Source organism: Xanthomonas sp. DAR33341, assembly GCF_003992815.1.
In the GTDB taxonomy this organism is placed as follows: Bacteria; Pseudomonadota; Gammaproteobacteria; order Xanthomonadales; family Xanthomonadaceae; genus Xanthomonas; species Xanthomonas cissicola.
The window spans coordinates 24,768-42,785 of sequence record NZ_QEYV01000029.1 but is presented as its reverse complement, the minus strand read 5'-3'; the positions used below and the strand labels follow the sequence as shown (position 1 = coordinate 42,785).

Sequence of the window (18,018 nt, the reverse complement as noted above, 5' to 3'; positions counted from 1 at the left end):
AAGTGCGTGCTACCGACACCCGATCGGGATGACCGGCGGCGACAGCCTGGACACATCGCCCGCCCCTGGATGGATGCCGCTAGGTCCACCAATCCCGTACCACCGAAGCACCGACGCCGAAGCGCCACGACCTGCAGGATTAACGACGTACTGCCAGCCAACTCATGGCGCGTTGCCAACGCTCTGCGTCTTGGACGGATCGGCCGCATGGCGCTACGGCAGCCACGCGTGGTGGGCCATCGTTGGCGACCGCGGATGTTCACAACCATGCGGACTGTGTCGGGAGCGATCGCGGTCTGCGTTCGGAACTGCGTGCGTGCGTCGGGCGCAGCGTCCGGCCGGCCCGGCGATGCGTTGCGTTTCAATGCCGGCCAAGCCAAGGAATCGTCGTTCGAGCGAGTGCGCTATCCCTGCATCTGGCGGCGTTTGAGCAGATGCTGTTTGACCAACCGGACCATGCGCACACCGAAGTAGGCCCAGTGCAATGCGCGGGGCAGTGGCACGGCCTGGCGATCCATGTCGGTGGGAACGAGCAGCACGGGCAGCACGTGCAAGCGGCCGCGCCATGTCGATTGCAGCGACAGTAGATGCCTGAGGTAGGCGAACAGTCCCAGCCGCACCGCCAGGTCCGCACCGCGGTCAGATCCGAGCGCATCCAAGCACGGTAGCAGCGCAGCGGCGACCGGTCGGGCCTTGCGCAGCAATGCGGTCTGCTGCCGTAGCGCCGCCGGCAGCGCAATTCCCAGGCTGGCTTCGGCCAGCAACGCACTCAGTGCCAGCTGTCTCTCCACCCCAAGCCGGCGTGCCAGCGCGAGCACTGCCTCCCAGTCCAGCTCCGCACTGCCCATCGCGTGCGCCATGTCCACCAACCAGAAGGCGCGATGCCAGTGATGCTTGGTGCCATGAAACGCGGCATAGACCACGGCCGCTGGCGGCGACAGCGTGGGCACGTGCACACCGCCCAATTCGACCGTACCGAGATGATCGCGCCAGATCTGTTGGCCGAGCGGGAACTGGCGCTCGTGGTTGGCCAACCGCAGATGTAATTCCAGCACCACGCCGGTGTCACGGTGGCGCAGCGGCAGGGCATGGTTGTAGCGGCAGTATTCCACTGGATCGCATGCAGCGTCCGACTGCAGCACATAACCCAACGCGGCCAGTGCGGACAGCGCCTGTTGGCTGGCCTGCGGCTCGATCAGCACATCGATATCGCACGCTTCGCGGCGGTGCAGTCGGCCGAACTGCGCCACATACCCCAAGCCCTTGAGCAGGCAGCAGCGGATACCCGCCTGCTGTAGCGCCGTCACCAGCTCGCCGATGGCCGCTGTTTGCTGCAAGGACTGCAGCAGCAGGCGTCGCTGCCGCCGCCGCAGCGCTTGGCGCAACGCAACAGGAATGCTGGGCCCCAGGGTGTCGGCAGCAGGCAACGCCAATGCCATTCGATGCTGTGCAAGCGAACGTTCGAAGGCAACCGCATCGGGGGGCGTGGCCACCGCTGGCAGTTTTGCAGCAGCAGGATCGTGTTGCCGCCAGAGCCACAGCAGGTAGCCGAACGCGGGCGACCACGTCGCGCAAGCGTTCTCGACCGTCACGGCGCAATGCGCTTCAACGCGCGGGCGCACGAGAATCGCAAGTGGTGAACGCGCGCACCCCAGCGCGTCGGTAGCCTGTGTTACGTTCGCTGCCAGGGGCCATATCCGCGTTTGCGGATTGCGGGGAAAACTGAGCGAAGTGGTAATCCATGCACACCGTTTTGCGCCGCCTGACGGCCGTGTCTTTCATGCCGGCCCAGCGCCGATGCGCTGTGCATGCCCCGCGCTATTAATAGCACAGCGTTCACCGTATCGCGGCTTGCGCGGACGCGTGGCGGAAGCGTTGTGCAAGGTCCTCGCTATGGCCTGGGGCGGTCCCGGGTTCCACCTACATGCGCGTGATATTGCCGATCGTCGAGGAGCCGTTCTATGAATGAGACAGAAGCGTTTGTGGGCGAAATTCGCCTGTTCCCGATCGACTGGGCGCCCGCTGGCTGGCTGCCGTGCGATGGCCGCACCTTGCCGATCACAAGTAACGTCGCGTTGGCCTCGCTGCTCGGCACCCAGTTCGGTGGCGACGGCAAGACCACGTTCAACCTGCCGGATCTGCGTGGCCGCACGCCGGTCAGCCAGGGCGTCAATCCGCTCACCACGCCGCCGGTGTCCTACACGGTCGGCAACTATGGCGGATTGGAGGGCGTGGCGCTGACTGCGACGCAGGTTCCGCCGCATACCCACATGGTGAATGCCGTCGCCGCGGCAGCCACGACCGCTGCGGTGGCCAGCAATGCGAACGTCCTGCATGCCGAAACCCCAACGCCGCAGTTTCTTTACGCGCCAGTCGGTGCGCTGATCCCGCTGGCCGGCGACTCGGTGAGTCAGGAAGGTGCCGGTGCCGCCCACAACAACATGCAGCCATCGCTGGTGCTGAATTTCTGCATCTGCACGGTCGGCATCTATCCGCAGCGCCCCTGACGCGGGCCACAAAGGAACCACACCATGGATGCCTATACCGGTCAAATCATCCTCTTCGCCGGCAACTACGAACCCCAGGGTTGGGCGTTCTGCGACGGACGCCAGCTGCAGATCAATACCTACATGGCGCTGTATTCGCTGATCGGTACTACCTACGGCGGCGACGGCAGGACCACCTTCAACCTGCCGGATCTGCGCGGCCGCGTGGCGATCTCGCAAGGGCAGGGCATCGCGCGTGCGCCGACGCCGCAATTGACCGCGCGCGTGCTGGGGCAGCAATTCGGCACCGAGACGGTGTCGCTGCAGCTGGCGGAAATGCCGGCGCATCGCCATACCCTGCAGGCGTTCAATTCGCCAGCGTCTTCGCTGACGCCGACCGGGCAGTTGCCCGCCGTCACTCAGGGCGGCAATACGGGGTACCTCACGCCTCCTGCCGGCTCCACTCCCGCCGCCAGTACGCTTGCGACCAATGCGGTGAACGTGGCCGGCGCCAGCCAGCCGCACGACAACCACATGGCGACGCAGACGCTGAGCTATCTGATCTGCTTGAACGGGTTCTACCCGCAGCGGCCGTGATCGGCTATCGCAAAGGAGTTCGACATGTCCAATAGCTTCATCGGCGAAGTGCGCGCGTTTCCCTACAACTTCGCGCCCGAGGGCTGGCTCGATTGCATGGGGCAGACGGTCAGCATCAATCAGTATCAGGCGCTGTTCGGGGTGATCGGTTTTGCTTACGGAGGCGACAAGCAGACTACGTTCGGGTTGCCGGACCTGCGCGGCCGCGCGGTCACCGGACAGGGACAGGGGCCCGGCCTGAGCAACTACACCATCGGCCAGTTGCAGGGTACCGATTCGGTGGCCCTGGTGTCGTCGACGCAGTTGCCCGCCCACACGCACTCCATTACCACCATGTTCCTGCCCCCGGCGACCGCGCCGGGTGCTGCGGTCAACACGCCGAGTTCGAGCTCGTATCTGTCGCGCTTGCTCAATCCGACGACCTCGCCGCCGACCTCGTACAAGGCGTATGCACCGGCAACGACCACACCCATGGTGCAGTTGTCGCCTAACGCGCTGGCCCCCTTTCCGTCGGGCTCGCAGGCGGTGCAGGCGCACGAGAATCGTCAGCCGTTCACGACGATCCGCTATTGCATCTGCGCTACCGACGGCATCTACCCGCCAAGGCCGTGATACTGCTGCGCTTCGCCTGTCCTGCGTCCCTGGTGGCACGGGGCATGGCGATCCGTGCCGAGCACGAGGCGGACTTGCCCACGCTGCGCGCGCTGTTCCGCACCCAGCGCTGGGCCGAGTTCGCACTGTTGCCGTGGGACGATGCAGCCCGAGAGGCATTCATCGACCAGCAGTTCGACGCACAGCGGCGTCATTACATCCTCGGTCAGGAGCAGGTGCTGTTCCTGGTCGTCACCGAGGGCGACCACGTGATCGGGCGGCTGTACTTGGGTAGCGACGCGACAACGACCGTCTGCTTACTGGATATCCTGCTGCTGGCGTGTCGTCGCGGGCAAGGCATCGGCACGGCGTTGATCGAGGCGCTGGTGGCGCAAGTGACCCGCGACGGCCGCAACGTGGTCTTGCAGGTCGACAAGCACAATCCCGCGCTCGAGCTGTATCGTCGGCTCGGCTTTCGCGCTTACGACGAGACCGGCGTTGCCTGGAAGATGGCGTGGTCGCACGGCGTGTCCCACGCACGCTGAGTTGTGTGCACGTGCTCAGGCATCCCGGTAGCCCAGCCAGGCCATGGTGGGGCCATGCTGGGCACGTACACGTGCCGCCTGTGCCGCGCTGAGTGCGCTGCGCCACGCCCCCGCGCGGCCCTGACGGAAGAAGCGCGCCTGCCCGTGTTGGCGCTCGGCAAATCCATGACGCTCCTCGCTGTCGCGTAGCGCTTCGAAACGACAGGCCGCAACGGCCTGCGCGATCTGTACCGGCTGCGTGGACAGCCCCAGAAAGCCGGCCAGCCGCGCGGTTTCCCGCAACGGGTTGTCCAACAGGTCTTCATACCGCAGCAGCAGGCGTGGACCAGGCGCATGCAGCCAGGAGGCCACATGTTCGGACCATGAGCCGAAGCGTTGACGTGCCTGCGGCCGGTATCTGGACAGGGTACTGCTCACGGTGGTTGCGCTCTGGCCCAGTTGCCCGATGGCAGCATCCAGATCGATGCCGGCGTGGTCGGCCCAGGACGGTGCGACGTCGCGCGGATCGCGCACGATATAGACGATGCCCAGCGTCGCCACGGCGGGGAACAGCGCGGCATCGTAGCGGTCGTGAACCTTGAGCACGCTCGAGGCCTGCATTGCGCAACGACGATAGGCCGTGCCGCGCAGCAGATGTAGTTCGTCCGGGGTCAGATCGCCGATATCCACGTCAAGATGACGCTCCAGCCATGCCCGCGATGCGGCATTGGGCAGCGCCGGTGCCAGCTCTTCGAGCTGCATCGCGGCGGCGCCGCTACGCAAACTGGCGATCAGGCAACGCACCCAGGTATTGCCCGACTTGGGATACGAGGCGAGCCAGACGATCCCGCGCCGGCTCATGCGCCGACATGGGCTTCGATGAGGTCGACGGTGATGTCCAGCGCGTCGAAGCGGCGCGGACGCCGCAAGCGCCAGACAGGGACCTGGCGGGCGATCGCAGCAGCGTGCGCAAATGTCGCCGCATGCAGACCCATCCGCACGGCCGCCTGGGGGCGTGCAAGATACCCATGCAGCAGCGGCAACGCGTGCTGCGGCGACAGGCGCTGAAGATGCGGTTCGGAAGCGTCGCCAAGGACGACGACCGCGTCCAGGCGCACCGGTGCCGCATCGAACCCCGCGCTTGGGCGCAGATCGAACTTTTCCATGCCTGGCCGCACCGGCGGCGCATCGGTCACCGGCAACTGCAATGACTCCAGGGTGTCGCGCCAGAGCTTCAGCCGCGGAAACGCAGGCAGCACCATGATGGCACCGGCCGAGTCGGGGCGAATGACGGCGAGATCGTCGCTGAGCAGTCCATGGCCCCGTTTGAGCAAAGCCGCCGCCAGCGTGGATTTCCCCGCACCACTGTGGCCGGCAAATGCCACGGTCTGTGTGCCAATGCGCAGGCAGGCAGCATGCAGCGGAAACAGGCTGCGTTGCAGGCACAGATAGCCCAGCGCCGAACCGAGCAGAAACAGCCGCCAACTCTCATCGTGCCGATTTAGCCGCTGCACGCGCATCGACCGACCGGCGTGCACATGGATACGCACCACCTGCGGCACCTGCAGCAGGACCGAGCCATCGCGACCAACGCTCAACCACGACTCCACCGGGTCGTGCAGGTCCAGGCGATCCGGAACCTCTCCCTCTTCGATCACCACGTCCGCATCGACAGGCGTCGCACTCGCCGACCAAGGCGGCAGCTCGGGCAGCGTCAACGCACTGCGGACGTGCCAGCCGCACAGCACGTAGTGGTGATGTAGCTGCGTGGTGGGCATTGGCTGGTGGGCAGATGCGTCGGTCAGGCGCGCATCTCCACCGCCCCGGCATCGCGCAAGGTGTGCAGCATCGCGGTCACGTCGGTTTCGATGGTGGCCCTGGGCGCCGAATATTCCGCACTCAGGCGATCGCACAGCGTGGCGAACGCGCAAGGCGGATCCAGGTGCGACCAGATGTTCTTGCCGATGGCATCCAGCGACAGATACAGCCCGTGCTCGGTACTCATGAGGACGAGTTCATCGCCCATCTCTGCGGCTAGACAACCGGATGTCCTGGCGACGATCGTGCTCGGTGCGATGCGCATCCATGGGCCAAGTCGATAGGGAAACAGGAGCTTACCAGGATGCATCGCGCTGCAAAGCGCGGCTGGTCACGGCGGCCAGGCGGTGGCGCGGCGGCGGAAGACGCTCTGCTCATCGGCCTGCACCGGCAGCCGCCGGTTATCCGGACCAAACAGGGGCGTGTCCGCGCGCGCAGGCGTCGGCAGGCACAGCACCGTGTCGAACCAACGCGCCGCCTCGGTGTCGCGCAGGCGAAAATTGGCATGGCGCAGCACCAGCAGGCCGCCGGGGCGCAGGCAGCGTACGAAATCCAGCAGCTGTGCCTGGACATCCTCGAACCTGATCAAGTGATCGCAACGATCGCCGCGATGGGCGGCCAGGTCGCCGCGACGTAATACCGCCAGGCAGAAAATGGCGTCGTAGCTGCCGTCGCCCTCCTCTGCCGTGTTGCCGGCCACGCGAAACCCCAACCCTGTATCGGGTCTGGCGCCAAGATGACGGTAGCAGGCGCGGATGGCATCGGGATGGATGTCCAGCCCAGTAATCATCGCCTTGGGAAAGTAGCTGCGCAGGCTGAAGACTTCTTCGCCGCTGGCGCAGCCGAACGACAGCAGTCGCGCCTGGCTGTCGGCGCCAAGGGTCTGCTGGACGAATTCGAACAGCGCGGGATAGCGATCCATCGAGGTGGTCGCATGATCCTGGAACAAGGGCACTGGCGAGCTGAGCTGCAGCCGCGCATATCCGCGGCCCTGGCGGCTGCGCAGCGCGCGATAGAGCAGCCGGACTGCAACGGGAATCGGCAAAAGCCTGCGCCAGCGGGAGCGTTGGATGGTCATCTGGCCGATGCGTGGGGCGTGAAGCAAAACGGAACGAAGAGCACTTTTCAGCACTGTGACGGCGGCAGCTCCCCGCACCTGGACGTGCCGGTGTCGCGAACCGCATGTGGTGGTAACCTGAGCCGCCCGTGTAGCTTACCGCCGAGCGTGGCGAGCGAACGGTATATCAACCTGGTAGAGATGTGTGCCGGGTCGCATCCTGCGGCTGACGCGCACGAACCTTCGGTTGTACGCGACCGTGTCACATCACTGGCAAGAAGGAGATTGCGCGATGCACGAGAACCAACCGGCTGTCTTGTCCGATACGTCGATCGAGGGTGGACGCAAAGCATGGTCAGCACCCGTCGTGTCCTTCCTGTCGATCGATGAAACGGCGAGCAACGCAACCGTGGGCGACGACGGCAACGGTACGTTTACCGGCTCCTGAGCCTGATCGGCATCACCTGGCGTCATGAGTGATTTCGCCGGCGTCTGGCGGCTGGATGGCGCGCCAGTTGCGCCGGGCGACATCCAGCGTTTGGGCCAGGCGCTGGATGCGCGCGGGATAGGCCCGGTGCGCGTCTGGCAGGATGGGCCGGTCGCAATCGTGCATCGTCAACATGTCTTTACCCCGCAGGATGCCGATGAGGCGATGCCCTGGGTGGGGGCATCCGGCGCGGTCCTGGCGGCCGACGTCAGGCTGGCCGCGCGCCAGGAACTTGCGTCTGCGCTGGAGCACCCCGCCAACGTCACCCTGCCCGATGGTGTGCTGCTGCTGGAGGCCTTGCAGTGCTGGGATACCGCGGCGCTGCCGCGCCTGCACGGGTGTTATGCACTGGCGCTGTATCGGCCGGACCGGCACCGCCTCTTGCTGGCCCGCGATCCGATTGGCTTGCGTTCGCTGTTCGTGCATCGCGGACCGCACCTGATCGCATTCGCCACTCGCCTGCGGGCGCTACTGGCACTTCCGCAGGTGCCGAAAGACCTGGACGAGCGCGCCCTGGCCGACAAACTGATCATGGACCGTGCTCGACCGGAGCGCACCATCTACCGCGCGATCGATCGGGTACCCATGGCGCATGCGGTCGTGCTGACCCCGGAGGCGACACACTGCCAGCGCTGGTGGTCGCCGCCCGAGGCCGGATCGCTGCGCTTGCGCAACGATGCCGAAGTGGAAGCTGCGGCAGCCGAGGTACTGGACCGTGCCGTGGCCGATGCGCTGCGCGCACGCGGACCGGTGGCCACCTGTCTGACCGGCGGACTGGACAGCGGTTCGATCACGCTGTCGGCAGCGCGGCAACAGGCGCCGTCGCCGTTGCTGGTGCTCACGCGTCAACCGCTGCCTGCGACTGCCGCTGCCACTGCGACCCACTACTACGACGAGTCGCCGCGCGCGCGGCGGCTGGCCGCCAGCCATCCAGGCATCGACTGGCACCTGGTCGGCGACGACGACGCGGACTGGGGCGAACACGATCCCGCATGCTGGTGGCGCGAGGGCGCACAGCCGGTCCGTTCGCCATCGAACATGGCCTGGTTCTTTCCGTTTTACCGGTTCCTGCACGCACGCGGGAGCCAGGTGATGCTGGGCGGTGAACTGGGCAACGCCTTCTTCAGCTACGACGGCCTGTTACGTCTGCCGCAGCTGGCGCGTCAGCGGCAATGGCGTGTGCTGGCCGGACAGGTCGGTGCACTTGCCGGCAGTCTCGGCCTGAGTCGGCGCAAGACCGTGCAGCGCTATCTGCTGCGCCCTTTCGCGCCGGTTGCGCTGCTGCGCCTGTGGCATGGCCTGCCTGCCGCGGTCTGGGAAGCGCAGGCTGCATTGCAGCCGGCACTGGCGCAGTCGCTTGGGATGCAGCAGTCGCTGGATCGGTCCAGATACCGGTTGCGCCTCGGCGGCGGCCACACGTCCCTGCCGACCTTCCGCGAGTGGATGCTGGGCGATGCCGGTCCGATGGACCTGGTCAACACGCTGCGCGCGGTGTCCGGGGTCGACACGCGTTATCCGCTTGCAGACCGACGGGTGATCGAATTCTTCGGCAGCCTGCCGTTGGATCAATTCCTGCGCGATGGTGTCAGCCGGTCGTTGCCACGCCGCTTGCTGGCCGCACGCGGCGCGCCGCCGGAGATCCACGCCAACCGTGCGGTCGGCGTGCAACAAGGCGACTGGTTCGCGCGGTTGAATGCGCAGCGCGATGCGCTGCACGCGCAACTGAGCCAAGCGCGCACTTCGCCGCTGGCCAATCGGGTCGTGGACCTGCAGCGCTTGCAGGCGCTGCTGGACCACTGGCCGCAGGATGCCGCAGCGGCCGAAGCGCGCCGCTTTGAGTACTTGCAGCTGCTGGCGTCCGGCTTGCAGATGGCGGGTTTCCTGGCCTGGCACGAGCGCGGCGGCGCGTGAGTACGATGCATGCCCGAGCCAGCAGCAGCTGGATCCTGTGGACGATGCGCCGTGATCGAAGCCACACCCGCACGCCCGGCTTGCCCGCGCTGGCGTTTGTTAGGCTAGCGGGCAGCGAGAACGCCTCGACACGCGCGCCAGTTCGGAGATGCGCAGGCGTGATCCGCTCGACCACCTTCCCCCACACGTGCCCTCTGCCATGCTCTCTTCATCGTCGGCCCTGCAGTCGCGAAAGCAGGCACCGCAGCCGCATCTGCTCGCACGCACCGCCATCGACGCCGAGACCGCCGTGCTGCGCCAGCGATCCGCAGCGCGCGCGGACCGCTGGCAGTGAGCATGCCACGCCTGCTCGTGCGCGGCTGCCGCATGCTTGCGGCCGTCGGCCGGCTGCCCCGGTTCGAACGGCTGCTGCTGGTGCCGGCCTGGGTTCTGTTGGGCCTGGTGCGTGCGGCAGTGCGCTGGCTTGGCTTCCGCCGCCTCGCGCCCTGGCTAGGCGACCAGGTGTCCGTGCCACCGGCACTGCCAGGCCTGGATGCACGTGCTGAACGTCGCGCCCTGCAGATCGGCCGGACCGTCCGTCTGGCGGCCCGCTACACCTACTGGGACTCCAATTGTCTGGCGCAGGCGCTGGCCGCACATTACCTGCTGGGCTTGTTCCGGGTCGCCCATTTGCTGTGCCTGGGGGTGACGCGCAGCGACGATGGCGCGCAACTGCAGGCGCATGCCTGGGTGCTCGCTGGTAGCGCGCGCGTCACCGGGGGCCGCGCGAGCGAGCGGTTCACCCGCGTCGGCTGCTTCGTGCCGCGCGCACGGCAGGCCCGATGAGGGTCGTGCACGGCATGGCGCGCCTGTTGCGGTGGGCGCCAGGTCGCCAGCGACTCGGGCTGTTCGTGCTGATGGTGCTGGCCGGCGCGACGGAGGGCATCGGGATGCTGTTGCTGGTGCCCTTGCTCGGTGCCTTGCAAGGCGACGCCGCGGCCACGGACGGGCTGGCAGGGCAGTTGCTGCGCGTCCCCATCGCCCTCGGACTTCCGACCAGCTCGCCGATTCCCTTGCTGCTGCTGTTCTGTACGGTCGTGCTGGTGCGCACTGCGATCCAGCTCGGCCGCGAGCGGGCGGCAGCGCAGCTGCAACAAGATGTGGGCGAGCGGCTGCGCATGGCCAGCTTCGCGGCGCTGCTCGGGGCGCAGTGGCGCTGGTTGGTCGGTCAGCGCACCGCCGACCACGCCAGCCTCATGCTCAGCGACGTCAGCCGCGCCGAAGTGGGTCTGGGACAAGGCTTGGCGCTGCTTGCCGCCGGGACGACCGCCTTGCTTTACCTGCTCGCTGCGATTGCGTTGTCCTGGCAGCTGGCGCTGGTCGCGCTGCTGAGTGGGGCGGTGCTGTTGTTGTCCACGGACCAGCGGCGGCGCGGGACGGTCGTGCTGGGTCGCCAACTGACGCAGGCCAACCAGCGCTTGCACGCCGGTCTGCATGACCGCTTGTCGGGATTGCGCCTGGCCAAGATCCTGGGCGCCGAAGCGCGCCACCTGGCAGCATTCGGGCGCACGGCGCGTGCCATGCACGACCAGCAGCTGCGGTTCGCCCATGGCCTGAGCAGTTCCAAGGCCTTGCTCCATGGCGCCGGGGCGGTCCTGCTGGCGTGCTACGTCTATGCGGGCCTGCAGCTCCTGCACATGGCCATGGCCGAACTTCTGGTGCTGGTCGCAATCTTCGCCCGGCTGTTGCCACTAGTGAGCAACATCCAACAGCAACGCCAGTATTGCCTGCATGCAATGGCCGCGTTCGACGAGATCGAAGGCCGCCTGCAGGAGAGCCGGACCTGGGCCGAGCCGCCGTTACCCGAGACCACGCCGCCGATCCGGCTGACAGCCTCGATTGCGCTGTCTGCAGTCCAGGTCCAGTACCCCGGACGCGGCACGCCCGCGCTGCAGGATCTGTCGTTACTGCTGCCGGCGCGGACGACCACCGCCGTGGTCGGCGCCTCCGGCGCAGGCAAGAGCACCCTGGCCGATGTCCTGAGCGGCCTGCTTGGCCCAGACCAAGGCACACTGGAAATCGACGGCGTGGCGCTGGATGCAGCCGCGCGACGGGCCTGGCGCCGCTCGGTGGCCTATGTCTCGCAGGACGCCTTCCTCCTCAACGACAGCGTGCGCAATAACCTCTTGATCGCTTGTCCGGATGCAAGCGAACAGGCGCTACACGCTGCGCTGGAGCAGGCAGCTGCCCAGTTCGTGCATGCCTTGCCGCAGGGTTGGGATACGCCGGTCGGCGAGGGCGGCATGCCATTGTCCGGTGGCGAGCGCCAGCGGCTGGCACTGGCGCGTGCGCTGCTGCAACGCCCGGCATTGCTGATCCTGGACGAGGCGACCAGCGCGCTGGACCACGACAACGAGACGCGCATCCGCAGCGCCATCCAGGGCCTGCATGGCGAGCTGACCGTCCTGCTCATCGGCCATCGGCTGGCCTTGCTGGAACAGGCCGACACCGTGCTGGTCCTGGACCAGGGGCGGTTGGTGGCGCAGGGCCCGTGCCAGGCAGTGGCGCCGGTCTGGATCGGCGCCCGGTGACGCCGCATCTGTCGCCTGCATGGCGTGGCCTCGTGCGCGGCTTGTCGGCGCAGTGGCTGTCGATCCTGTTCACCGCTGCGGTCTCGCTGGCGCTGTCGGTGTGGCTGGCACGCGGGATGGGCCCGGCCGGCTTCGGCCGCTACGCCTACCTGCTCAATCTGGCGACCTTGCTGGCGCTGTTGCAGGATGCCGGCATGCGCACCCTGGTATTGCGCGAAGGGGTTGCGGCCGGCATCCCGGCGACGCTGGCGCGCGCGCTGCCTGGTCTGGCACGCGGGCATCTGCTGTGGTCCACGCTGCTGCTGGTCGCCGCAACCCTGGCGGCGACGCGCGCCGGCAGCGATCCGGCACTGGTCTGGGCGGTGCTGTGCTTCGGTGCGGTCACGTTGACCCAGCTGGTGTCGGCGCAATTGAAGGCGGCGGGCCAGTGGCAACGCGACGCCAGCTGGCTGGCGGGTGCGCGCGCACTCAGCGCGCTGCTGGTGGTGACGGCGGTGCTGCTGCTCGGTCACGCCCCCGGCGTGGTCTTTGCTGCGTGGGCAGGCGGCCTGCTGTTGGCCTATGTCTGGCTGGGGCGAGGCCTGCATGAGCGACCGCACTGGCGGCCACAGCCGCTGGCGTATCGCGCGGCCGCCGGCTTTTTCTGGATCGACACCGCCACCGGTCTGTACCGTCGCAGCGACGTGGTGATCCTGCAGCACACGGTGCCTGCGGCGGAGGTGGGCCAGTATGCCGCCGCGTATCGCGTGTTCGATGGCGTGCTGTTGCTGGCGATGCCGGTCGCCTTGCTGCTGTTCCGGCAGCTGCGCCTGGCGCGCGCGCAGGCAGGCCGCGCGCGTCGGTTGGAAGATCGCGCCCTGTGGCTGGCCGCTGCGGCGGGGCTGGCACTGGCGGCCAGCGGCGCCTGGCTCGGGAACTGGCTGATGGAGCTGTTGTACGGAGCGTCCTATCGCGCGGTGGCGGGGCAACTGCTGGGCTGGTTGTTTGCCGCCTTCGTGTTCGTGCTGCCGAACTACGTGCTGACCCAGGCCGCCATCGCCTGCGACCAGCAGCGTTGGTACGTGCTCGGCGCGAGTGTGGCGGCGGTGGTCAACATCGCGCTGAATCTGCTGCTCACCCGCCGCTACGGTGTGCACGGCGCAGCGATCGCCGTGATCGCCACCGAGGCGGTGCTGACCGCCACCTTGTGGTGCGGGCTGCGGACTGCAGGGCGCGCGCGCGCATAGTCGCGTTGCCGCCGTCGCAATCGCTGTGGCACAGTGCTGGCGATACGGCGTGGCGCTTCCATGCCTCCCTTGAACCGAAGCGACGATCTGATGCCGGGTATAGACGAGATCCCTGAACGCCGTGACGAGGTCTCCCTGGGCGATCTATTGCTGGAAGTGCTGCGCTTCTACCAACAGTTCGGCCGCCTGCTGATTCCGCTGGCCGTGCTGTGCGGCGTACTGGCCGGCGTGGTCGTCGCCACGCGGCCCCTGTATGCGCTCACCGCGCTGCTGGAAACGCCGCAGATGAGCCTGGAACAATGGCGCAAGCTGCAACCCATGCTGGCCGACCGTCAGTTGGTGGCGGCCTCGCTCGCCAGCATGACCGAGCTGCCGCCGGAGCAGCGCGAACGCCTGCAACGCGCCTTCGTGCTCAAGAAATACTGGGACACGCGCGTGACCTACCGCAGTGCGGTCGAACGCGACGACATCCGCCAGCAGGTCAACATCGATGCGAAAAGCGTCGGCGCGCTGGGATTGGAAGTGTCGTTGTATGCACGCGACGATGCGGCCGCGAACCAGCAGCTGGACGCCATCGCGCAGCACGTGCGCCAGGTCGTGCTGTGGGGCGGGTTGCGCGACTACCTGGACAGCCTGCGCCAGCAGACGCTCGAACAACGCCCGCAGTTGCAGATCGACCAGATCCAGCAACGCTACGCGATCGAACAGAACGAACGCCAGGCTGCGGACATGCAGCAGTTGCTGGAGCGCTATCCGGAACTGCGGCGCAACGAGGTCAACACGGTCGTGTCGGTCGGCGATGGCGGTGGACGCTACCTTTCGCCGCTGGCGCAGATCGTCGCATTGCAGTCGACCATCGCCGGGACGCGGACCACCTTGCGTCAGGTGGAACGCGAGCTGGAACAGCTGGACGGCAAGCAGCGCTTTCTGGCGCGGGTGGACCAGCGCGCGCCGGGCCTGCATCTGGGCCGGGCCCTGGCAGACTGGGTGCAGAGCTGCCGACGCGCCGTCTTCGGCAGCGGCACCCCCTCCGGCTCGGCGCTGTCGCAGGTCGCCAGCGAAATAGACCTGGCGCTGTCGCAACAGCGCTGGCGCGCGCAATTGGTGCGCTACCGGGCGATCCCGGCGTTATCGCCGGCGCCGGTACCCTCGCGCCGGCCGGCGCTGGTCGCGCTGGCGGTGTTCCTTGGGGTGTTGCTGGTCGCGTCGTTGGGATTGGCAATGTATGTGATCGCGCGTCGCCATGGCGACCGGCATGCATCCTGGTCGGCGCACGCCGATCCGTTGTTTGCGTGGTTGCCGCAGCGCATGCGTGGCCTGTTGCTCGGGCCGACCGACGCGCGCCCGCTGGGGTCTGGATGATGCGGGTGCTGGTCACCGGCGCGGCCGGGATGATCGGTAGACGCGTGGCGAGCGCGCTGTTGCAGCGAGGCGACGCGGTGGCAGGCCTGGACGATCTGTCCAGCGGCATGTCCCTGCCGCACGGCCTGCATGCGGCCATCGTTGCCGACGTGGGCGAGCGTGAGACGGTCGCCGTCGCGTTGCGCGAGTTCCGCGCCGATGCGCTGATCCATCTGGCCGCCATCCACCATATTCCCACCTGCGAGACGCAGCGCATGCGTTGCCTGCAGGTCAACGTGGTCGGCACCGAGAGCGTGCTGCACGCCGCCAGCGACGCGGCGCTGCGGCAGGTCGTGATCGCCTCCAGCGGCGCGGTCTACGCCTGGGGCGACGGCGCGCTGGACGAACACGTCAGCGCCACCGACGCGCGCGACAACTATGCGCTGTCCAAACTTTGCAACGAAGCGCAATTGCGCTTGTGGTGCGCTGCCGCGAACGGCCGGCGCGGGCGCGCGGCGCGGCTGTTCAACACCATCGCCCATGACGATCCCAATGCGCACCTGATACCGGACGTGTTGGCGCAACTGGCGGCCGATCCGGCCGCGACGCCAACCTTGCGCCTGGGCAACCTGCAACCGTGCCGGGACTATCTCCACGCAGACGACGCTGCGGCAGGGCTGATCGCACTGCTCGACGATGCGCGGCCGGACCCGGCCTTCGATGTCTTCAATCTGTGCTCGGGCGTTGAGCATTCGGTTGCCGAACTGGTGGAGCAGATCGGCGCCGTGCTAGGGCGATCGCCGCGCCTGGAAGTCGACCCGCAGCGTCAGCGGCGTATCGACCGTCTCCATCAGTTGGGCGATCCGGGCAAGGCGGCGCGCGTGCTGGGTTGGCGTGCACGCTGGAGTCTGCGCGAGGCACTGCAGCGCGTATTGGGAGTCACCGATGCGCCCACCGCCGGGCAACATGCGTGAGCCCGCGCGATGCGATCACCTCGCCCGCTGCCACGCTGATCGCAACGCCTGCGGTGCAAACAGCCCGCGTTGTCGTGCGACACCATCGGCGCATCACCATCGCAGGTCGAACGGTTGCGGCGGCGGCACCACGCGCCCATCTCGAGATGGGTCTGCTCAGTGCGTAAATCCGGCGCCATACCGACTAGGCATTCACCGCCGCATAGGCGCTGCAGCCCATTAGCTTTGGCGCTGGCCAAATGCGCCCGATTGTCTGTATGGAAAGTGCGGCCTGCAATTGCGTTAGCGCGTCCCCAGCCCGGATACTCCCACTGCGGTCTTCCCCGTTCTTGCGAAGGTGTCTGGCTTGTCTGCGACGACCATTGAACGCCTCAAGTTCGCCTATCGTCGGTTGCGCGTCGGCGCGAACCTGCACCGTAACGATGCGCTCGGCGCGCTGTTTCGGGCATGGGCGTATACACATGCCACGCAGCTGACGGGCGACTACTACGAGTTCGGCGTCTATCGCGGCAACAGTCTCGCTCACGCGTGGCTGTGCTACCGCCATCACCGACGCCATCTCGAGCGCAGTGCGCGATTGCCCTACCGTCGGCAGGGAACGGTGTCGGCGTTTCTGGCGCAGCGTCCACGGTTCTACGGTTTCGATACGTTTGCCGGGATGCCGGCCAATCTGGAAGGCGAAGACAGCTTGGCGGGCGGCAGCTTTCTCGCCTCACTGGCCCAGGCCCAGGCACGCTGTGCCGCCGTTGGTTTGAAAGCACCGGATCTGCAGCTGGTGCAAGGCTTGTTCGCCGACAATGCTGCAGCCATCGGCCACACGCACGCAGCAATCGTGCATGTGGATTGCGATCTCTACAGCTCGGCACACGACGCACTGACCTTGATCGCACCGCGTCTGGTGCAGGGCAGTGTGCTGCTGTGCGACGACTACGATCTGTTTCGCGCCGACAACCGACAGGGCGAACGTCGGGCGCTACAGGAATGCGCGGACCACGTCGGCATCGCATTTGAGCCCTGGTTTGCCTATGGCGCCGCCTCGCGCGCTTTTCTGTGCCATGTACCGACGCCTGCATCCGCCGCGCAGCCATGATCGCCGCGCAACGCATGCGCGCGGGGTTCGTTGCCGGCGCAGTGCTGTATGCGCTCGGTCAGGGCTGCGCGCTGCTATTCCAGTGGCTCTTGCTACGTCGGTTCGGCCTGCAGGGCTATGGCGACGTAGGGCTGGCGCATCTTGGCTTGGTCACTGTGCTGTTCCTGGCCGATCTGGGCTATGCCTCGCTCTTTCCGCGCGAGGATCCTGCGGCACCTGGCTGGAACGCGCGTTGGCGCCAGGCGCTGTGGCACCGCTTGCTCGCCACCGTGGTGCTGGATGTGCTGTGGATCGCCGGCGTCTGGTGGTCCGGTCGCGGCCACGGCGAAGGGTTCCGCTATCTGCTGGCGGCGCTCTCGGCGACGGTGTTTGGCTTGGTGGGCTATTCGGCGCCGCTGCTCGCCCGCGGGCGGATGCTGGCCGGATTCATCGTGCAGCAGGTGGCGATGCCGGCGACGATCCTCGCCTGGTTCGTGCTGCAACAGCTGCCAGGCTGGGACGGCGGGCTTGGCGCCGGGCTGGCTGTCAGCTTGGGCTATCTATTGCAGGCCCTGGTCAACATCGCCGTGTTCGGTGCACCGCTGCAGTTGCTATGGCCGCGTCGCGGTGGCGGCCGGCGCATGCTGCGCCCCGCGCTGCAACTGTCCTTGCTGAGCATCGCCGGCACCTTGCACGATCGATTGACACCGCTCTTGCTGGCGTCGGTCGCGCCGGCATTTTTGCCGGTGTATTTGTTCCTGAACTATCTGCTCAATGGGGCCAGTGGTGTATTCAACCAGTTCAACCGCCTGTTGGTGGCCGACGCGCGCGGCCCGGCCGGGGAACACTGGGCAGGCGCGCTGGTCTCGTTGGTGCTGGGCGCAGCCGCTGTGGGCGCGTTGGCGCTGCTGGTGGTTGCAGCCGCCTGGGGCAGCGCCGAGCAGCGCGCGTGGCTGCCATGGGTCACCCCGGTACTGGCCGCAGGCGCGACCACACTACTCAGCAGCGTGCTGGCGGCCTTGCTGATCGGACGCCATCGCGAAGCGACGATGGTTCCGTTGTTGTTGGGCGGCGCGCTCTGCAGCGCGCTCCTGCAGGTCGCGGCAGCGGCGGCGCATGCACCACAGTGGATGCTATGGCTGCGATTCCTGTGCGTGCTCGCCATGGCGGCGGCGAGTCTGCACCTGTGCGGGCTGCGCTTGAACGCCGGCGGCTACGCGGCCCTGCTGTCGGCGGTGCTCGCGGTCTCGCTCGGTGGCGGCCCGGTGACCATGACACTGGCGGCGTTGTTGCTGGTGCCGGTGGCGTGGACGGTATGGCAGCGCCGCAGCCTGCTGCACACCACGTTGTCAGCGCGCGCGTGATGC

At 67.3% G+C, this 18,018-nt stretch carries 18 protein-coding genes; 13 read left to right on the top strand and 5 right to left on the bottom strand.

Annotation, left to right across the window (positions count from 1 at the left end):
* Positions 1-404: 404 nt before the first annotated feature.
* Positions 405-1,592, bottom strand: a complete 1,188-nt coding sequence (locus tag EO156_RS13930; protein ID WP_005912544.1) for a nucleotidyltransferase family protein — start codon at positions 1,590-1,592, stop codon at positions 405-407.
* Positions 1,593-1,961: 369 nt separating this feature from the next.
* Here EO156_RS13930 and EO156_RS13925 point away from each other — a divergent pair, with 369 nt between their 5' ends.
* From EO156_RS13925 to EO156_RS13910, 4 genes are read left to right on the top strand one after another with little or no spacing between them, the layout of a single operon-like run.
* Positions 1,962-2,507, top strand: coding sequence for a tail fiber protein (locus EO156_RS13925; RefSeq protein ID WP_016849752.1), 546 nt, complete (start codon positions 1,962-1,964; stop codon positions 2,505-2,507).
* 24 nt (positions 2,508-2,531) lie between these two features.
* On the top strand, positions 2,532-3,083 hold the full coding sequence (locus tag EO156_RS13920; protein WP_003482067.1) for a tail fiber protein: 552 nt from the start codon (positions 2,532-2,534) through the stop codon (positions 3,081-3,083).
* A gap of 24 nt (positions 3,084-3,107) precedes the next feature.
* A complete protein-coding gene (locus EO156_RS13915; protein WP_003482068.1) occupies positions 3,108-3,695 on the top strand; it encodes a tail fiber protein in 588 nt (195 codons plus the stop codon).
* A 44-nt stretch (positions 3,696-3,739) separates the two neighbouring features.
* Positions 3,740-4,219: a GNAT family N-acetyltransferase gene (locus EO156_RS13910; RefSeq protein WP_016849753.1), complete on the top strand. Its 480-nt coding sequence runs from the start codon at positions 3,740-3,742 to the stop codon at positions 4,217-4,219.
* Positions 4,220-4,234: 15 nt separating this feature from the next.
* On the opposite strand, the gene EO156_RS13905 is transcribed toward EO156_RS13910, so the two are convergent.
* The 4 genes from EO156_RS13905 to EO156_RS13890 all read right to left on the bottom strand — a co-directional run bounded on the left by EO156_RS13905 (position 4,235) and on the right by EO156_RS13890 (position 7,094).
* A complete protein-coding gene (locus tag EO156_RS13905; RefSeq protein WP_003482072.1) occupies positions 4,235-5,059 on the bottom strand; it encodes a sulfotransferase domain-containing protein in 825 nt (274 codons plus the stop codon).
* Positions 5,056-5,976: a hypothetical protein gene (locus EO156_RS13900; protein ID WP_016849754.1), complete on the bottom strand. Its 921-nt coding sequence runs from the start codon at positions 5,974-5,976 to the stop codon at positions 5,056-5,058. The genes EO156_RS13905 and EO156_RS13900 overlap by 4 nt, the downstream gene beginning before the upstream one ends.
* A gap of 23 nt (positions 5,977-5,999) precedes the next feature.
* Positions 6,000-6,203 (bottom strand): PqqD family protein, encoded by a 204-nt coding sequence (locus EO156_RS13895; RefSeq protein ID WP_005929011.1) that lies wholly within the window; start codon positions 6,201-6,203, stop codon positions 6,000-6,002.
* A 144-nt stretch (positions 6,204-6,347) separates the two neighbouring features.
* On the bottom strand, positions 6,348-7,094 hold the full coding sequence (locus tag EO156_RS13890) for a class I SAM-dependent methyltransferase (protein ID WP_029827793.1): 747 nt from the start codon (positions 7,092-7,094) through the stop codon (positions 6,348-6,350).
* Positions 7,095-7,365: 271 nt separating this feature from the next.
* On the opposite strand from EO156_RS13890, the gene EO156_RS23980 reads away from it, so the two are divergent.
* The 9 genes from EO156_RS23980 (at position 7,366) to EO156_RS13845 (ending at position 18,015) form a co-directional block, all read left to right on the top strand.
* A complete protein-coding gene (locus EO156_RS23980) occupies positions 7,366-7,521 on the top strand; it encodes a hypothetical protein (RefSeq protein WP_005929016.1) in 156 nt (51 codons plus the stop codon).
* Between the two features lie 24 nt (positions 7,522-7,545).
* Positions 7,546-9,471: an asparagine synthetase B gene (locus EO156_RS13885; RefSeq protein WP_005912530.1), complete on the top strand. Its 1,926-nt coding sequence runs from the start codon at positions 7,546-7,548 to the stop codon at positions 9,469-9,471.
* Between the two features lie 336 nt (positions 9,472-9,807).
* Positions 9,808-10,296 (top strand): lasso peptide biosynthesis B2 protein, encoded by a 489-nt coding sequence (locus tag EO156_RS13875; protein ID WP_003482085.1) that lies wholly within the window; start codon positions 9,808-9,810, stop codon positions 10,294-10,296.
* On the top strand, positions 10,293-12,041 hold the full coding sequence (locus tag EO156_RS13870) for an ABC transporter ATP-binding protein (protein ID WP_016850629.1): 1,749 nt from the start codon (positions 10,293-10,295) through the stop codon (positions 12,039-12,041). The genes EO156_RS13875 and EO156_RS13870 overlap by 4 nt, the downstream gene beginning before the upstream one ends.
* Positions 12,038-13,267, top strand: coding sequence for an oligosaccharide flippase family protein (locus tag EO156_RS13865; protein WP_003482089.1), 1,230 nt, complete (start codon positions 12,038-12,040; stop codon positions 13,265-13,267). Before EO156_RS13870 ends, EO156_RS13865 begins: the two co-directional genes overlap by 4 nt.
* 90 nt (positions 13,268-13,357) lie before the next feature.
* Positions 13,358-14,629 carry a hypothetical protein gene (locus EO156_RS13860; protein ID WP_235801482.1) on the top strand — a complete coding sequence of 424 codons (1,272 nt, stop codon included), beginning with the start codon at positions 13,358-13,360 and terminating at the stop codon, positions 14,627-14,629.
* A complete protein-coding gene (locus EO156_RS13855) occupies positions 14,629-15,582 on the top strand; it encodes an NAD(P)-dependent oxidoreductase (protein WP_005921813.1) in 954 nt (317 codons plus the stop codon). The genes EO156_RS13860 and EO156_RS13855 overlap by 1 nt, the downstream gene beginning before the upstream one ends.
* Positions 15,583-15,919: 337 nt before the next feature.
* The gene (locus EO156_RS13850; RefSeq protein ID WP_003482096.1) at positions 15,920-16,672 is read left to right on the top strand and encodes a TylF/MycF/NovP-related O-methyltransferase; all 753 of its coding nucleotides are present in this window, start codon (positions 15,920-15,922) and stop codon (positions 16,670-16,672) included.
* The gene (locus EO156_RS13845; protein ID WP_016850446.1) at positions 16,669-18,015 is read left to right on the top strand and encodes a hypothetical protein; all 1,347 of its coding nucleotides are present in this window, start codon (positions 16,669-16,671) and stop codon (positions 18,013-18,015) included. Before EO156_RS13850 ends, EO156_RS13845 begins: the two co-directional genes overlap by 4 nt.
* The last annotated feature ends 3 nt before the right edge of the window (positions 18,016-18,018 follow it).

What these genes read in the sequence shown, in the direction of transcription:
- EO156_RS13925 (WP_016849752.1), top strand. Translation starts at nt 1,962, where the DNA reads ATGAATGAGACAGAAGCGTTTGTGGGCGAAATTCGCCTGTTCCCGATC.
- EO156_RS13920 (WP_003482067.1), top strand. Translation starts at nt 2,532, where the DNA reads ATGGATGCCTATACCGGTCAAATCATCCTCTTCGCCGGCAACTACGAA.
- EO156_RS13915 (WP_003482068.1), top strand. Translation starts at nt 3,108, where the DNA reads ATGTCCAATAGCTTCATCGGCGAAGTGCGCGCGTTTCCCTACAACTTC.
- EO156_RS13910 (WP_016849753.1), top strand. Translation starts at nt 3,740, where the DNA reads ATGGCGATCCGTGCCGAGCACGAGGCGGACTTGCCCACGCTGCGCGCG.
- EO156_RS13905 (WP_003482072.1), bottom strand. Translation starts at nt 5,059, where the DNA reads ATGAGCCGGCGCGGGATCGTCTGGCTCGCCTCGTATCCCAAGTCGGGC.
- EO156_RS13900 (WP_016849754.1), bottom strand. Translation starts at nt 5,976, where the DNA reads ATGCCCACCACGCAGCTACATCACCACTACGTGCTGTGCGGCTGGCAC.
- EO156_RS13895 (WP_005929011.1), bottom strand. Translation starts at nt 6,203, where the DNA reads ATGAGTACCGAGCACGGGCTGTATCTGTCGCTGGATGCCATCGGCAAG.
- EO156_RS13890 (WP_029827793.1), bottom strand. Translation starts at nt 7,094, where the DNA reads ATGACCATCCAACGCTCCCGCTGGCGCAGGCTTTTGCCGATTCCCGTT.
- EO156_RS23980 (WP_005929016.1), top strand. Translation starts at nt 7,366, where the DNA reads ATGCACGAGAACCAACCGGCTGTCTTGTCCGATACGTCGATCGAGGGT.
- EO156_RS13885 (WP_005912530.1), top strand. Translation starts at nt 7,546, where the DNA reads ATGAGTGATTTCGCCGGCGTCTGGCGGCTGGATGGCGCGCCAGTTGCG.
- EO156_RS13875 (WP_003482085.1), top strand. Translation starts at nt 9,808, where the DNA reads ATGCCACGCCTGCTCGTGCGCGGCTGCCGCATGCTTGCGGCCGTCGGC.
- EO156_RS13870 (WP_016850629.1), top strand. Translation starts at nt 10,293, where the DNA reads ATGAGGGTCGTGCACGGCATGGCGCGCCTGTTGCGGTGGGCGCCAGGT.
- EO156_RS13860 (WP_235801482.1), top strand. Translation starts at nt 13,358, where the DNA reads ATGCCGGGTATAGACGAGATCCCTGAACGCCGTGACGAGGTCTCCCTG.
- EO156_RS13855 (WP_005921813.1), top strand. Translation starts at nt 14,629, where the DNA reads ATGCGGGTGCTGGTCACCGGCGCGGCCGGGATGATCGGTAGACGCGTG.
- EO156_RS13845 (WP_016850446.1), top strand. Translation starts at nt 16,669, where the DNA reads ATGATCGCCGCGCAACGCATGCGCGCGGGGTTCGTTGCCGGCGCAGTG.